We start from the raw sequence: 14,244 nt of genomic DNA on the forward strand, positions 1-14,244 counted from the left end.
TCGATTAGCTCTCGTTGGCTTCATTGATGTGTTCCAAATATGAATGGATCCACCGAGAACCAATTGATTCGAGGTTTTCATTGACAGCACTTACATAGAGCTGATAAAGTACCAACTCGTGCCCGTACGGGGCGGAAATGAAAGGTTCAGGATACATGCGTACTCTAGTTACTCTTGCGTGCACTGAGTGCAAGCGCCGCAACTATACGACCACCAAGAACAAGTCGACCATGCCTGATCGTATGGAGATCAAGAAGTATTGCCCCTGGTGCCGTCACCACACGCTGCACAAAGAGACTCGCTAGTCTCTAGTCACATACGCCAGTAGTTCAATTGGTAGAGCATCGGTCTCCAAAACCGAGTGTTGAGGGTTCGAGTCCTTCCTGGCGTGCCAGTCATTATTCCGTAAGCTTCCAATTGGGGGCTTACGGTTTACTCATGTATAAGCGCATTGCGCGGAGGTAACCCAAATGGCCAACAAGAAGAACAAGAAGAAGGCTCAGCAGCCGGCACCTGCCAACAACGCTGCCGCCAACTCCAAGGTTGAGGCCAAAAAGGCCGTTGCCAAGAAGAACGAGAAGGCTGCGAAGTCCAAGAAGAACGAGAAGCCTGGTTTCTTCGCCCGCACCAAGAAGTATTTCGCCTCGGTCAAGTCCGAGATGAAGCGTGTCACGTGGCCCGATAAGAAGGAGCTCGTGAACTACTCGGTCGTCGTTTGCGCTTCTCTGATCGTCGTCGGCGTCGTCATCGCTCTGCTCGATGCTGGCTTTGGCGAGGCTCTTGCTCTGTTCTCTGGATTGAGGGGCTAAACCATGTCTAAGCGTTGGTACGTCGTTCACACTTACTCTGGATACGAGAACCGCGTTAAGTCCGATCTCGAGCATCGCATCGAGACTATGGGCATGCAGGACCGTATCTTTGATATCGAGATTCCTATGGAGCGCGTCACCGAGATTAAAGAGGGTGGCAAGCGCGAGACCAAGGATTCCAAGATCTTCCCGGGTTATGTCCTGGTCCGCATGGAGATGGATGACGATGCTTGGACGTGCGTTCGTAACACGCCTGGCGTCACCGGTTTCTTGGGCGGCAACGGCAAGCCCGCTCCGCTTTCCCGCGACGAGTACAACAAGATGACTCGTCGTCCTGGTAAGGGCGATTCGCCCAAGCGCACCTCGGTTGATATTCAGGTCGGCACGTCCGTCCGCGTCACCGATGGTCCGCTTACCGACTTTGATGGCAAGGTCTCCGAGGTTAACACCGAGGCTGGCAAGCTCAAGGTCACGCTGATGATCTTTGGCCGCGAGACGCCGGTTGAGCTCGACTTTAACCAGGTCGCTGTCATCGCTTAAGTTTTCGTCCGTTCGCGCGAGCGTGCTTCTTCTGTGACTGCTCATCTCAGAAGTGCTTCTAACACGTGCGTGCTTACGATATAGCAAGTACTTCACACTCGTGATTCGAAAGGAATGACCATGGCTGAGAAGAAGGTTGCCAACGTCATTAAGCTCCAGATTCCTGCTGGTGCAGCTAACCCCGCTCCTCCCGTCGGCCCCGCCCTGGGCGCTGCTGGCGTGAACATCATGCAGTTCTGCCAGGCCTTTAACGCCGAGACGCAGGACAAGAAGGGTGACATCATCCCCGTTGAGATCTCTGTCTACGAGGATAAGTCCTTCTCCTTCATCACCAAGACCCCGCCGGCGGCTCACCTCATCAAGAAGGAGCTGAACCTCAAGTCTGGTTCTGCTAAGCCCCAGGCCGACAAGGTTGGTCAGCTCTCCCAGGAGCAGCTTACCAAGATCGCCGAGATCAAGATGCCGGACCTCAATGCCAACGACATTGACGCCGCCAAGAAGATCATCGCCGGTACCGCCCGTTCCATGGGCGTCACCATCGCTGAGTAGCGATTTCTTTAGGTAATGACGGGTGCCCCGACCGGGGCGCCCGTTATATGTGTGCAATAGGGCACACGATACGATGTGGGAGGGCATAAGCCCGTTTAACCACAGGAGGTAATGCACATGGCTAAGCATGGTAAGAGCTATAACGCCGCTGCCGAGAAGATCGACCGCGCCACGCTCTACACCCCCCTTCAGGCTGCCAAGCTCATCAAGGAGCTCGACACCGCCAAGTTCGACGAGACCGTCGAGGCCCACTTCCGTCTGGGCATCGATACTCGTAAGGCTGACCAGAACATCCGTGGTTCCATCTCCCTGCCCCACGGCACCGGCAAGACCGTTCGTGTTGCCGTCTTCGCCGAGGGCGAGAAGGCCCGCGAGGCCGAGGCTGCCGGCGCCGACATCATCGGTTCCGACGAGCTCGTCGCCCAGATCCAGAAGGGCGAGATCAACTTCGACGCTGCTATCGCTACGCCGAACATGATGGCCAAGGTTGGCCGCATCGGTAAGATCCTTGGTCCCCGTGGCCTCATGCCGAACCCCAAGCTCGGCACCGTGACCATGGACGTCGCCAAGATGGTCTCCGAGCTCAAGGCCGGCCGCGTTGAGTATCGCGCCGATCGTTACGGCATCTGCCACGTGCCCCTGGGCAAGAAGTCCTTCTCCGAGCAGCAGCTCGTCGAGAACTACGCTGCCCTGTACACCGAGATCCTGCGCGTCAAGCCCTCTTCTGCTAAGGGCAAGTACGTCAAGTCCATCTCCGTGTCTTCCACCATGGGCCCTGGCGTCAAGGTCGATCCCGCTGTCCAGCGTGACTTCCTGGCTGAGTAACTTTTAGTTACTGCCTGAGCAAAGCAAGCATTGCTAAAGAGACCCGGTTCTGTCTCGTGCAGGACCGGGTCTCTTGCTTTTGAGTCAACGAAACCACCACGAAGGGGACAGGCACCCTTGTGGTGGTTTTACTTGTGTTGTACTTTAGCGCGATGTAGTACTACCCGAGGCCGAAGGGAGCCCAACATGTTTAAGAACACGCAACAGCTCCTAGGCCTAGCGCTACTAGATTGGATAGCGCGCTAGGGTTGTAATCTCGCTATAACGATTTGTTGTACCCGGGTGCGCTATCGTCTGCCGCTTTCAGGCGTGATGAGCGACACGGGTATTTTTCTATCTCTAGGCCTTCTCTCTCTCCTGAAAGCCATCTGTCATAAAACGGTCAATCAGGAGGAACATATAAGCCGCAAAATCACAATCTTTGACGCCACCCTGTGCGACGGTGAGCAGTCGCCGGGCGCCAGCATGAATACCGAGGAAAAGCTCTTCATCGCCCGCCAGCTGGTGCGCATGAACGTGGACGTTATCGAGGCGGGCTTTCCCATCTCGAGTCCTGGTGACTTCCGCTCCGTACAGGAGATTGGCAAGATTGCGGGCGACCGATGCACGGTATGCGGCCTGACGCGCGCTGTCGACAGGGATATCGAAGTGGCTGCAGAGGCGCTCAAAACGGCCCAGAGGCCCCGTATCCATACAGGGCTGGGTGTGAGCACCAGTCACCTGCGCGACAAGCTCCATATGACTGAGGAAAGGGCAATTGAGTGAGCGATCCATGCCGTCAAACATGCTCGCAAGTTCGTTGACGATGTTGAGTTTTATGCCGAGGATGCCGGCCGCTCCGATCAGGAGTTTCTGGTGCGCATTATCGAGGCGGCCGTAAAGGCCGGTGCCACGGTCGTGAACATCCCCGATACGATGGGCTACAACATGCCGTGGGACTTTGGCGCCCGCATCCGTGACCTGCGCGGGCGCTGCGGGTGCGGCCGGTCAGCGTGCGGTCGACGTGATGGAGTATCGCGAGTACGAGATTGAGCGCATTGCGCGCCAGGCATTTGAGGCGGCGCGCAAACGTCGCGGCAAGGTGACGAGCGTTGATAAGCGCAACGTGCTGGAGACGAGCCGCATGTGGCGCGAGATCGTGCATCGCGTGCAAGACGAGGAGTACTCCGACGTGGAGCTTGAGGACCTGCTCGTCGACAACGCCGCCATGCAGCTCATCAGTCGACCGGCAGACTTTGACGTCGTGGTGACGGAGAACATGTTCGGCGACATCCTGTCCGATGAGGCGGCTCAGATTACCGGATCGCTCGGTATGCTTGCCTCTGCCTCGCTGGATGATGGCGTATCGCTGTTTGGGCCGAGCGCTGGCAGCGCTCCTGACATCGCGGGGCTCGGCGTGGCCAATCCGCTGGCTCAAATCTTGTCGGTGGCGATGCTGCTGACCTACGCGCTCGACATGGGCGAGCAAGCCGCGTGGATCGAGAGCGCCGTGGCGCGCGTGCTCGACGAGGGCTGGCGCACCCGTGACATCGCCGATGTCAACACCCCGGCAGATAAGATCCTCGGCACCACGACGATGGGCGACAAGGTCGTCGCCGCGCTGTAGGCGATGCCGATTCAAGCTGTCAAATATCTCAATCTGTAACATCTAAGGGGCAAAATCGTTCCTACCTGTTACAGATTGAGATTTTCGGCTGAGCATCCGTGGTCTGTCTCGATCTGTAACAGCTAACCGATTATTTGGGCCCTACCTGTTACAGATTGAGACAAACCGTTGGGACAGGTCGGACGAGTCAGCAAAACCACCACAAAGGTGCCGGTCCCCTTCGTGGTGGTTTTTAGCGCAACGAGGTGTTCCCAGCCGACCATACGGGCGGCCTTGCGCTCACGCTGCTCGATGACAGCGCATCTTTAGACGCGAAGTGCGGAACCGGGTGCATATACGAGCCGCGTAGCGTTACGAATTCATGGGAATGACCGTATCGCCAATTTGTACGCTTGCAATCTTGTCTGTGTCACAAACTTGCGAGAACGGCCAGGTCTTGTGGACATCAGTGGTGCCGTTATCCAGTTTATTTGCGAAATAGCCGCTGTGGCTGGTTGCGTCCTCAACATGACCGTCTTTGAACGTCACGATGAGGGGTATGTTGCCAACGGCATCCATAGACTCCTCCATGTTTTGAGACATCTTGCCGCTGTTGTTGTCGTGTTCGATGGAACGATCTATGTTGTAGCGGACTGAAACGCCAACGCAGGATACGGTGGCCTCTTGAATCGTCGCCTTGGTGCCGTTAAAGTTGACCGATTTGGGCGCGGGAATCGTAACGGATGTATCTTCGTAATTCAGCTGGAACTTAAGATCCCATGGGCCCGTAAGTATTTTCTTATACTCGGGAAGCTCTTTGCCAGCACGTGGCACAACGAGAGAGTTGATATGCGTGCGGACGGTCCTGCCCATAAGGCCGGGTGATTCAACGCTGAACTGTGCAAAGTATTGAATGCTGGAGTCATTGGGGTTCTTGTCAATGAGCCATGATTGGCCTTGGCCGCCATGCTCGCCATCAACGTATACGTTTCCATCGACACTTCCGGCGATAGTTCCGTTCTCGCCCGGCTCGGAAAGCTTTTTCAGGGCAGCGGGATCGTCGAACGTAAGCGTATAGGCGATGGTAACCATATCCTTGTCGCCCATGATGGCGTCGGCGGTCACGGTGACTCCGTTGTTGGAGCAGCTAGCACCGACGGGCCGGCCAATACGGTCGATGATCTCGGTTTGAGAAGCAGGTCCGTCAAAGATGTCGGAAAGCATGTCAGAAGGAAGCGGCAGGACGCCTGTTGCCATAGCCGTGCCAGCGCCTCCAATGACGATAGCGAGGACTGCCGTTACAGCGGCAATGCGAGCGACTGTTCTTACGGGATGGCGGGCGATGCGCGGCTTGCGTCGCGTGCCATTAAAGTTGCTTTGAGCGGTCGCCGCATCGCTCGAGGCGACGGACTGAGCAATCGAGTTTGCCATGTGCTGCTTCGCATTATCGGTAAACGAAATGTGCTCCAGGGCGTGGCGATAGTCATTCGAATTCGTAGTCATTGTGGTCTCCTTTCAAGGAAAGCCGAAGTGACGCACGTCCGCGGCTAAGGTGCTGGGCGGTTGCAGCTGGCGTCGCGTGAACGGCGTCTGCGATTTCCCTGATGCTCATGCCTGCGTAGTAGTGCAAAAAGATGGCGATGCGCTGTGCTTGAGGCAGGGCCGTGACAGCGGAAAGAATGGCGCAGTCGCGTTGCGCGAAATCTTGCTCGGTATGTGTTACGGGTGCGCAGAAATCGGGGAGCGAATCGAGGTCGACAACCGGGTGATTCGCGTGCGTACGGCCGATATCGCGACATGCGTTCAGTGCGACTCGGATCACCCAAGCACGTTCGTGTTCGAGCGAGTCGAACGGTTGAGTGCGTTGGAGAATCTTGATCAGCGTGTCCTGGCAGATGTCTTGAGCGTCGTCAGCGGATCCAAGGGCCGAATAGCACAATCGAAGGATGAGGTCGGAATACGTGTCGACCAAGCGCTTTGCTTCCCGCTCGATCTGATCGGCATCGCATCGGAGCGTGCTATTGCGGTTACGGCGTGCAGGCATAGTGTCACCTCCAATTGGTCGTGGTGGATATAGGGAAGGCGTCTCGCGAGGTCCCTCTACATACAACACGGTCGAGACTGCATAAGTTGACAAAAAAAGACGGCACGTGAGCGCCGTCCTTACAAAACAATGAGTGTTCTCGTTAATTACACAAGCACCGTGATGGACAGGTCGGACGAGTCAGCAAAACCACCATAAAGGTGCCTATCCCCTTCGTGGTGGTTGTTGGCAGTTACCAGGGGGTTCTGGCGGTTGAAGACTCGATTGCTTCGTGGCGTTTGAGCTCGCGGCGCATGGTTTGCGAGTTGAGCCAAGCGGCCTTCCAACCGCGCGTGGGGTAGCGCGCCTCGTCAATTTCGATCTTGGTATAGCCGCAGGCGTTGACAATCTTCGTTCCGCATGGGTGTTGGCGCTCGCGTTGAAAGTTGGGGCCGTAGCTTTGGTGCACATGCCCGTGAATCATATAGTCGGGACCCCAAGACTCAAGAGCCGCATTAAAGCACTCGAATCCTCGATGCGGCAGGTCGTCCAGGTCGCCCATGCCTGCGACGGGTGCATGGGTAAGTAGAATATCGCATCCGTCTACCAGTGCGATTTTTCGCGATAGCTTGCGCATGCGTTTTGCCATCTCGCGCTCGGTATACATGTTCGCGCCGTCGCGGTAGCGCATGGAACCGCCCAGACCCGCAATGCGAATACCTCGGTACACATATACGCTGTCCTCAACACAAATGCACCCGCCCGGTGCATGGCGCGCGTAGCGGTCGTCGTGGTTGCCACGAACGTACACAAGCGGTTTGTTGATGACAGTGACCAAAAACTCAAGATAGTCCGGATCCAGGTCGCCTGCGGATAGAATCAGGTCAACGTCCTCAAAGCGCTCCTTGCGAAAGCACTCCCACAGGCATCGCTCTTCGGTATCGGCTATGGCAAGGATTTTCATAGGGCGCGGACCTTCGGCTCATCGTCGAGTTGCGGAATGGTGCCCACCACGTTGTCGGCCAGCCAGTCCATCTCGACGATTTGCGTGCTCGGCAGTGGGGGAAAGCCCTCGATCTGCACCACGCCGTCTTGGCTATGGAGCTCGCCGCCAAATGGATTGATGGAGCCCTCGACGATGCCATTGCGCAGTAGCTGAACAAGCTTGCGCGTCTGATAGGGCAGGCCCGGAGCGTAGCGAATGTCGATAACGCCCGAGCTCATACCATACCAGTAGTTGACGGCGCGAACCTGGCTGTTGTCACTGGTCTCATCCCAGGTGCCATGCAGCAGGCTTCGCACGATAAGCTCGTAGTAACGGCCCCAGTTCCATACCGGCATGGCGATGCCGACGACCTTGCCATCGACCAGGCGGTGGAGTCCGTAGGCCGTGGGGTCCTCCAGCGACTTGGACATGTCGACACCGGTCATAACACTCACGCCTTCGCGGCACATGGCCTCGGCAAGACCGCCGGCGGGTACATCGCCCCAGGTGAGGATTACCTGCGCGCGAGGGTCGAGCAGCGAGGCGCCGATGGCAAAGGCGTTGATCTCGCTAAGCGCGCCCGACGCAAAGACCGACGCGTGGTAGCCAATGCGATGGTTGTCCGCCATGCTAGCCGCAAGGGCGCCCAGGAGGAACTTGGCCTCGTACATCTTGCCAAAGTACGAACGGACGCTTTGGTGGGGAAGGCCGATAGAACAGTTAAGGAACCGAACCTGGGGATACTCAACGGCTGCCCTGAGCGTGTATTCCATCAGGCGGTGCGAGGTCGAGAAGATGACGTTGTCTCCATGTTTGACAGCCGTTTCCACGGCGGCGTAGAACACGTCCGGATCGTGGCAGTCCTCGAACGCCTCGGTGCGCACGATACCGCCAAAGTGCTCGTCGAGATACTGACGCCCTTGGTCGTGTAGGCTGTCCCAGCTCGACGTTGCACAAGGGAATTCATGGATAAAGGCGATGCGCAGGGGATTGGCCGCCGAATAGACGGTCTTGCCCATAAAGAAGTTGAGCACACCGGAGGTGGACTTGGCGGGCGACTCTTCCTCATCGACACTCGGCGCTTCGACAAGATCGACCTTGTCCTCGTCATTTTTGCCGGCAATGACCAGCTCGCGCCAAATTTTGCACAGGCGGTTTACGACGATATCCGTCGGCGTATCCAGCAGGCGGTCCTGGTTGTACACATTGAGGTAGACGAGCATGGCGTCGGCGGGCGTAATGTCCAGGTGGTCGCCGCCCGCGCGCAGGTAGGCGCGCTTAAAGAGTAGGAAGGTGTGGCGCAGGTAGTCGACCTTTTTCTGCGGCCATTTTTCGATAAGGTTCTGACCGAGCATCTTGGCGAGTGTCTCGTAGCTGCCCTCACGCGAGAACTCGATCTCGTATAGGGGGCAGACGCGCCAAAACGCGCAGAACTCACCGTATAGGCGGCTTTCGACGGAATCCCATGTGCCGGGGTAGAGACGGGTAATCTTGGCCGAAACCGTCGGGGCGTCCAGGAATTTGAGGACGCTGACGCGCTTGTTGCCCTCTTGGACGTAAAACCGATGCATGAACTCGGTGACGATGATGGGGTCGCGATAGCCCTCGGTCACCTGGATGTCGTAGAGGTTGGACCACTTGCGGGCGAACTCGGTGCTAAATGGCAACAGGGGCATAAAGTTGCACGAAAAGGCAGACTGACGGCCCTTGGTAACCGTGCCGACGACCATTTCGAGCGGAATATCCCGCAGGCCGACGCTCTCTCGCTGACCTAAGGGGAGCTGGGCAACCAAGCTGTCGAGGTCCGTAAGGTACGGGTGCTCGCTTTGGCTGATGGCGCGACGGCGTCCCTGCTCGCCGCGCTTGCGTGCTTGACGATAGGCCTCTTCCATGGTGTCTACTCCCTTAGTCGTTTAAACAACGATATGAACCATGGTACCACGATGCGAAACTACCACAAAGGTGCCTGTCCCCTTTGTGGTAGTTTAGGCGATGATGGGGGCGATGGCACGAATGCAGGCGTCGGTTGCCGTGAAGGTGGTGCTATCGTCGCTGACGATAAAGATGATTTTGCCCTTGACGCCAAAGTCGCCGATCTCGCTAAAGAGCACGTACGGCTCCTTGTCAAAGCCAGAGATGGGAAGCACCGCGGCCTTGGTGGCGTCGGTAAGCTCATCTGCCAGCGCGTCCAGCGAGGCCCACTTAGACGTGTCCTTTACGGCAACGGGCACGGCCACGCGCCCAAAGGGCATCAGATGCACGAGCGTGTTCTTGGAGATGTTGGAGTTGGGCACAATGATGGTCTGCCCGCAGGCATCCTCGATGGTCGTGTGGCGCCAGGTGATGTCTTGGACCACGCCCGACACGCCGCCGACCTCGATATTGTCGCCGGGCTTGATGATGCCCATGAAGGTCACCTGCATACCGCCGATAAGGTTCGACAGCGTGTCCTGAAAGCCGAGCGAGATGGCGATGCCGCCGACGCCAAGAGCGGCGACGAGGGCGTTTGCATTAATGCCAAAACAGTTGTCGAGGATAAAGCTGCCGCCGATCATCCAGATGACGGCGCGTGTGATGTTGATGAAGATGCTCGATGCTGGGAGCGGGTTATCATCGCGGTTAAGCAGGTGGTGCAGGGTCTTGGACGCGATTTTGGCGGCAACGGCGGTGCCGATGGCCAAGATACCGGTCCAGATGATGTTGTGGACCCATCGTTGTGCAAAGAAATGAAGAATTGGCTCAAACAATTCCATGTAGGGAAACCTCCTCATGATCATCCAACCATGATACCCACCAAGAAGCCCGTCCGATCAAATTCGGACGGGCTTCTGTGCTCGATATAAGGTTTATGCGGCGGGGCTGCAAGGCCCGGCGGTGTAGCTTAGCGTCGACGCTTCCAGATAATGCCGAGAATGATGATGACGATGCCGCCGATGAGGCATGCGCCAATCACGGCTAGCGTGCGGTCTCCCGTTGCGGCGAGCTTGCCGGTCGTCTTCTTGGTGATGACCTTCGTGGTCGTCGTGTCCGTCTTAGGCGAGGGCTTAGGCGTCGGGGCCGGTGTGGGCGTGGGGTCCACGGCTGCGGAGCCGAAGCTGATGGTGCCGGCGAGTCCGGCCATCTTGCTCTCCCAGCCGTTTTGCCCAATCAGCGCCCTCAGCGCCGCCTCACACGTGCCCCACTCGGTGCGCTTGGTGGCGTGTGCGAAGGTGGGGAAGTCGGTCGTGTTGGTAATGATGTAGTTGTTGGTGGCGACGGTATAGGTCTTGGTGGGATCGAGCGTGCTGCCGTCCTTGGCGAGTGTGGCACTCACAATGCGCTTGCCTTCGGGCTGCGTCCAATCAATCGTCACGTTGATGCCGCCAAAGGAGAGAACGCTGCCAGAGTCATCGCGCCACTTGTACTTGTCTTGCGCTTCCTGCTCGGTATGGCCGGCTGCAACGTAGGCTTGCTGAAGCTCATAACTGTGATTGCACTCGTCGCTGATCTGCAGCGAATGCTCGAGCGCTGCGAGGAAGTCCGCACCGGTCATGGTCCAGGTCTCCACGGTGTTGCCGTAGGGCGAGATGGCGATGACGTTGCCTGCGGTCACATCGCCTGCAGCGATGCCGCCGCGGATGCCACCCGCGTTCTCGATGGCAAGGTCTGCGCCCGTCAGGTCAAGATAGGAGCCGCAGATCACATGGCCGATGGTCTGGGCCTTGGTGGTGTCGCCCTCCTTGCTGGGGCGGAAATCGGTGGTGCGCACCATTTCCCAACCATGCGTGCCTGCGGCGTCCTCGCCGTAGAAATAGTTGGTGGTGGATGTGCCGAGCACCTTGTTCGATTCGTTTTCAAAGGCCTCGTCGAGCGGCTTGATCTTGTTGCGGACGGCTTCAAGGCGGCTTTGGTAGTCGGAGCCCTTGTCGGGGTCTGCCAAAAGGTCGTTGACGTTCTTGGCGGTGTAGAGCTTCTCGTCACTGCCGTCTGCAGGGACCGTGACCGTGTCATCGTCGGTCGTCTCGGTGCCATTCGTGTCGTACTTGTACGGAATGGAAAGCAGCCCCACCTCGGCAAAGGCGCTGCCCGCCTCGACGACGCGGACCGACTTGCCGTCAGCCCCCGTCACGTTTTCGTCTAAGTTGATGTGCTCGTGGCCCGCGACCAGTGCATCGACCCCAACGAGCTTTGCAGCAAAGGTCTTGGCGTTGAGCGTGTGCGCGATACAGACGACAACGTTGCAGCCCTCCGTCTCGCGCAGTCGCTTGGCCTCGGCATTGATGGCGTTCGCGGCACTCGAGAACGACGTACCCGCGACCAGGTCCGCGCGCAGCGAGGATTCCAGCGACTCATCCATGGCACCCACGACGCCGACCTTGATTTTGTAGTCGAATGTGGAGTGATCTTCGCTATCCTCCCAGGTGCGATCGAGCGTCTTGGTGATACTCGAGCTCCATACGCCGCTCGTAGACTTCGCGTTCGCGCAGAGCATGGCGAAGGGCGTGCCGGTGGGGCTGTAGCCGGTCATGGTGCGGAGCTTGTCCGCGCCGTAGCTCCAGTCGTGGTTGCCCGGCGTGGTCGCGTCGTAGCCGTCTGCATAGAAGGTGTCCATGAGCTCGGCGATGCTCTTGCCCTCGCTCATGGTGGCAAAGGACTGCCCGTGGAAGGTATCGCCCGCATCGAGCAAAAGATCGGGGGCGCTGCTTTGGGCGCTATAGAGAACCGCCAGTCCGTCAAAGCCCACAGTGCCGGTGCCCTTGCTTGCGTTGTAGCTGTACTTGTAGCTGCCGTGGATATCGTTGGTGTGCATGACGGCCACGGAGCCGTCAATAGCGGCGGGCAGGTTCCCCGCGAAAGCGAGGCTTGGGATGCCTGCGAGCGAGCCGGCAAACAACGCGGCGGCTAACGCAAGGCGGGGGAGTCTTTTCATGGCAGTTTCCTTAGTCCTTAGCCAGAAAGTCTGGTTGAATATCGGATTATCGACATAATATGCGAAAACCGCCGCAAGGGCGTCTGTCCCTTTGCGGCGGTTTTGACGTTTGCGCAGATAAAACCTGCCAAAATAAACCTGTCCCTTTTTGGTAGGTTTAGCTCAGCAGCATGCGGTCGTTGGCGAGCTCGCCGCCCGAGACCTCCTCGAACTTCTGTAGCAGGTCGGCTACGGTGAGCGACTTCTTCTCGTCGCCGGCCACGTCGTAGATCACATGGCCCTCGTGCATCATGATCAGACGGTTGCCCAGACGGATAGCGTCATTCATGTTGTGCGTAACCATGAGCGTGGTCAGATGGTTTTCGTCGACAATCTCCTCGGTCAGATTGAGCACCTTAGAGGCCGTCTTGGGGTCGAGGGCCGCGGTGTGCTCGTCGAGCAGCAGCAGGCGCGGCTTGGTGAGCGTGGCCATGAGCAGGGTGAGTGCCTGGCGCTGCCCGCCCGAGAGCAGGCCGACCTTGGCGTTGAGGCGCGTGTCCAGACCAAGGTCCAGGCGCTTGAGCGACTCAACGTACTCGTCCTTCTCGGCCTTGGTGACGCCCCACGAAAGACCGCGACGTTGGCCACGGCGCTTGGCGAGGGCCAGGTTCTCGGCGATCTGCATGTCGGCTGCGGTGCCGCGCATGGGGTCCTGGAACACGCGGCCCAGGTACTTTGCGCGCTGCGACTCGCTCAGGCGCGAGATGTCGGTGCCGTCGAGCTCAATGACACCCGAATCGAGCGGATACACGCCGGCGATCATATTGAGCAGCGTGGACTTGCCGGCGCCGTTGCCGCCGATCACGGTTACAAAGTCGCCATCATTGAGGGTAAGGTCGACGCCGGTAAGCGCGCGCTTCTCGGTGACGGTGCCCTTGTTAAAGGTCTTCTTGACGTGCGAGAGCTTAAGCATCTGCCTCATCCCCCTTCGTGTAGGAGCTGCGGAGCTTATAACGCTCCCAAACCACGGGCACGCACAGGGCCACGGCGACGATCACTGCGGAGAGCAGCTTCATGTCGTTGGCGTCCATGCCCAACTGCAGCACGATGGCGCGGATGAGGAAGTACACCACGGAGCCAAAGACGGCGGAGGCAAGACGGACGCTAAACTGCGTGAGACCGCCGGGCAGCAGGCGGCCGAGCACCTCGCCGATAACAATAGCGGCAAGACCGATAACGATGGCGCCGGTACCCATGCCAATGTCGGCATACTTTTGGCTCTGGCAGATAAGCGCGCCAGAGAGGCCGATGAGGGCGTTGGAGAGCACGAGGGCGATCATCTTGGTGGAGTTGGTGTTGACGCCCAGGGCGCGGATCATGTACTCGTTGTTGCCGGTAGCGCGCAGTGCCGAGCCGATCTCGGTGCCAAAGAACCAATACAGGATGGCAACGATAGCCACGGCGAGCAAGATGCCCAAGATAATGGCAACGGTGGACTGCGGCAGGCCGGTCATGTTGCTGACGGACGAGAAGATGGTGCCCTTGGCGAGGATGGGCGTGTTGGACTTGCCCATGATGCGCAGGTTGATGGACCACAGACTGATCTGCGTAAGGATTCCGGCGAGGATTGCGGGAATCTCAAAGACGGTGGTCAAGATGCCCGTGACGGCGCCCGCGATGGCGCCGGCGCACATGCCGGCCAGCACGGCGAGTAAGGGGTCGACGTTATTGTTGACGATGAGCACGGCGCAGACACAGCCGCCGAGGGCAAAGCTGCCGTCGCAGGTCATATCGGGGATGTCGAGCAGGCGGAACGTGATAAACACGCCAAGCACCATAATGCCCCAGAGGACGCCCTGCGAAACGGCGCCCTGCAATGCAATGAGCATGCTTCATACCTCCTAGGATAGGGTGGACACGTGATTTTCCATAATAGCGGTACCAATGCATAAAAGAGCGGCGGACAGACGTTTTGTTTTACCTGAAACAAGCAGGGCGAACGCCGGCCTTTAGCGTTCGCCCCAATGGCTCAGATATTGA

Annotated in this window: 14 protein-coding genes, 1 tRNA gene and 1 pseudogene; 8 read left to right on the plus strand and 8 right to left on the minus strand. The window is 58.2% G+C overall.

The features are described from left to right. Window positions 1–155 precede the first annotated feature (155 nt). The 8 genes and pseudogenes from rpmG to DXD39_RS01530 all read left to right on the plus strand — a co-directional run bounded on the left by rpmG (window position 156) and on the right by DXD39_RS01530 (window position 4,329). The gene (gene rpmG, locus DXD39_RS01495; protein WP_022093895.1) at window positions 156–305 is read left to right on the plus strand and encodes a 50S ribosomal protein L33; all 150 of its coding nucleotides are present in this window, start codon (window positions 156–158) and stop codon (window positions 303–305) included. A gap of 13 nt (window positions 306–318) precedes the next feature. Then, window positions 319–394 (plus strand) — tRNA-Trp (locus DXD39_RS01500). Between the two features lie 76 nt (window positions 395–470). Next, window positions 471–809, plus strand: coding sequence for a preprotein translocase subunit SecE (gene secE, locus DXD39_RS01505; protein ID WP_117583102.1), 339 nt, complete (start codon window positions 471–473; stop codon window positions 807–809). Window positions 810–812: 3 nt separating this feature from the next. Continuing rightward, window positions 813–1,349 carry a transcription termination/antitermination protein NusG gene (gene nusG / locus DXD39_RS01510; protein WP_006234984.1) on the plus strand — a complete coding sequence of 179 codons (537 nt, stop codon included), beginning with the start codon at window positions 813–815 and terminating at the stop codon, window positions 1,347–1,349. Between the two features lie 120 nt (window positions 1,350–1,469). Then, a complete protein-coding gene (rplK, locus tag DXD39_RS01515; protein WP_022093893.1) occupies window positions 1,470–1,898 on the plus strand; it encodes a 50S ribosomal protein L11 in 429 nt (142 codons plus the stop codon). A 117-nt stretch (window positions 1,899–2,015) separates the two neighbouring features. Next, window positions 2,016–2,723: a 50S ribosomal protein L1 gene (rplA, locus tag DXD39_RS01520; RefSeq protein ID WP_022093892.1), complete on the plus strand. Its 708-nt coding sequence runs from the start codon at window positions 2,016–2,018 to the stop codon at window positions 2,721–2,723. A 465-nt stretch (window positions 2,724–3,188) separates the two neighbouring features. Further along, window positions 3,189–3,755 (plus strand): annotated as a pseudogene (locus DXD39_RS01525) (hypothetical protein). Beyond that, the gene (locus tag DXD39_RS01530; RefSeq protein ID WP_226790685.1) at window positions 3,664–4,329 is read left to right on the plus strand and encodes an isocitrate/isopropylmalate family dehydrogenase; all 666 of its coding nucleotides are present in this window, start codon (window positions 3,664–3,666) and stop codon (window positions 4,327–4,329) included. Before DXD39_RS01525 ends, DXD39_RS01530 begins: the two are co-directional and overlap by 92 nt. A 351-nt stretch (window positions 4,330–4,680) precedes the next feature. Here DXD39_RS01530 and DXD39_RS01535 read toward each other — a convergent pair whose 3' ends face one another. The 8 genes from DXD39_RS01535 to DXD39_RS01570 form a co-directional block, all read right to left on the minus strand. Then, window positions 4,681–5,811 (minus strand): DUF4179 domain-containing protein, encoded by a 1,131-nt coding sequence (locus DXD39_RS01535; RefSeq protein ID WP_117635373.1) that lies wholly within the window; start codon window positions 5,809–5,811, stop codon window positions 4,681–4,683. After that, entirely contained in the window at window positions 5,792–6,352 is a 561-nt protein-coding gene (locus tag DXD39_RS01540; protein WP_117802921.1) for an RNA polymerase sigma factor, read from the minus strand. Before DXD39_RS01540 ends, DXD39_RS01535 begins: the two co-directional genes overlap by 20 nt. 232 nt (window positions 6,353–6,584) lie before the next feature. Next, a complete protein-coding gene (locus DXD39_RS01545) occupies window positions 6,585–7,295 on the minus strand; it encodes a metallophosphoesterase (RefSeq protein ID WP_117635372.1) in 711 nt (236 codons plus the stop codon). After that, the gene (locus DXD39_RS01550) at window positions 7,292–9,208 is read right to left on the minus strand and encodes a BMP family ABC transporter substrate-binding protein (protein WP_117635371.1); all 1,917 of its coding nucleotides are present in this window, start codon (window positions 9,206–9,208) and stop codon (window positions 7,292–7,294) included. Before DXD39_RS01550 ends, DXD39_RS01545 begins: the two co-directional genes overlap by 4 nt. Window positions 9,209–9,301: 93 nt before the next feature. Beyond that, the gene (locus DXD39_RS01555; RefSeq protein WP_117802922.1) at window positions 9,302–10,069 is read right to left on the minus strand and encodes a mechanosensitive ion channel family protein; all 768 of its coding nucleotides are present in this window, start codon (window positions 10,067–10,069) and stop codon (window positions 9,302–9,304) included. A 128-nt stretch (window positions 10,070–10,197) separates the two neighbouring features. Further along, window positions 10,198–12,225 carry a bifunctional UDP-sugar hydrolase/5'-nucleotidase gene (locus DXD39_RS01560; RefSeq protein ID WP_117802923.1) on the minus strand — a complete coding sequence of 676 codons (2,028 nt, stop codon included), beginning with the start codon at window positions 12,223–12,225 and terminating at the stop codon, window positions 10,198–10,200. A 157-nt stretch (window positions 12,226–12,382) separates the two neighbouring features. After that, window positions 12,383–13,177 carry an ABC transporter ATP-binding protein gene (locus DXD39_RS01565; protein ID WP_117802924.1) on the minus strand — a complete coding sequence of 265 codons (795 nt, stop codon included), beginning with the start codon at window positions 13,175–13,177 and terminating at the stop codon, window positions 12,383–12,385. After that, on the minus strand, window positions 13,170–14,093 hold the full coding sequence (locus tag DXD39_RS01570; RefSeq protein ID WP_117802925.1) for an ABC transporter permease: 924 nt from the start codon (window positions 14,091–14,093) through the stop codon (window positions 13,170–13,172). The genes DXD39_RS01565 and DXD39_RS01570 overlap by 8 nt, the downstream gene beginning before the upstream one ends. Between the last annotated feature and the right edge of the window lie 151 nt (window positions 14,094–14,244).

The sequence above is a fragment of the Collinsella sp. TM04-29 genome (genome assembly GCF_003466565.1).
Lineage (GTDB): Bacteria > Actinomycetota > Coriobacteriia > Coriobacteriales > Coriobacteriaceae > Collinsella.

What these genes read in the sequence shown, in the direction of transcription:
- rpmG (WP_022093895.1), top strand. Translation starts at nt 156, where the DNA reads ATGCGTACTCTAGTTACTCTTGCGTGCACTGAGTGCAAGCGCCGCAAC.
- secE (WP_117583102.1), top strand. Translation starts at nt 471, where the DNA reads ATGGCCAACAAGAAGAACAAGAAGAAGGCTCAGCAGCCGGCACCTGCC.
- nusG (WP_006234984.1), top strand. Translation starts at nt 813, where the DNA reads ATGTCTAAGCGTTGGTACGTCGTTCACACTTACTCTGGATACGAGAAC.
- rplK (WP_022093893.1), top strand. Translation starts at nt 1,470, where the DNA reads ATGGCTGAGAAGAAGGTTGCCAACGTCATTAAGCTCCAGATTCCTGCT.
- rplA (WP_022093892.1), top strand. Translation starts at nt 2,016, where the DNA reads ATGGCTAAGCATGGTAAGAGCTATAACGCCGCTGCCGAGAAGATCGAC.
- DXD39_RS01535 (WP_117635373.1), bottom strand. Translation starts at nt 5,811, where the DNA reads ATGACTACGAATTCGAATGACTATCGCCACGCCCTGGAGCACATTTCG.
- DXD39_RS01540 (WP_117802921.1), bottom strand. Translation starts at nt 6,352, where the DNA reads ATGCCTGCACGCCGTAACCGCAATAGCACGCTCCGATGCGATGCCGAT.
- DXD39_RS01545 (WP_117635372.1), bottom strand. Translation starts at nt 7,295, where the DNA reads ATGAAAATCCTTGCCATAGCCGATACCGAAGAGCGATGCCTGTGGGAG.
- DXD39_RS01550 (WP_117635371.1), bottom strand. Translation starts at nt 9,208, where the DNA reads ATGGAAGAGGCCTATCGTCAAGCACGCAAGCGCGGCGAGCAGGGACGC.
- DXD39_RS01555 (WP_117802922.1), bottom strand. Translation starts at nt 10,069, where the DNA reads ATGGAATTGTTTGAGCCAATTCTTCATTTCTTTGCACAACGATGGGTC.
- DXD39_RS01560 (WP_117802923.1), bottom strand. Translation starts at nt 12,225, where the DNA reads ATGAAAAGACTCCCCCGCCTTGCGTTAGCCGCCGCGTTGTTTGCCGGC.
- DXD39_RS01565 (WP_117802924.1), bottom strand. Translation starts at nt 13,177, where the DNA reads ATGCTTAAGCTCTCGCACGTCAAGAAGACCTTTAACAAGGGCACCGTC.
- DXD39_RS01570 (WP_117802925.1), bottom strand. Translation starts at nt 14,093, where the DNA reads ATGCTCATTGCATTGCAGGGCGCCGTTTCGCAGGGCGTCCTCTGGGGC.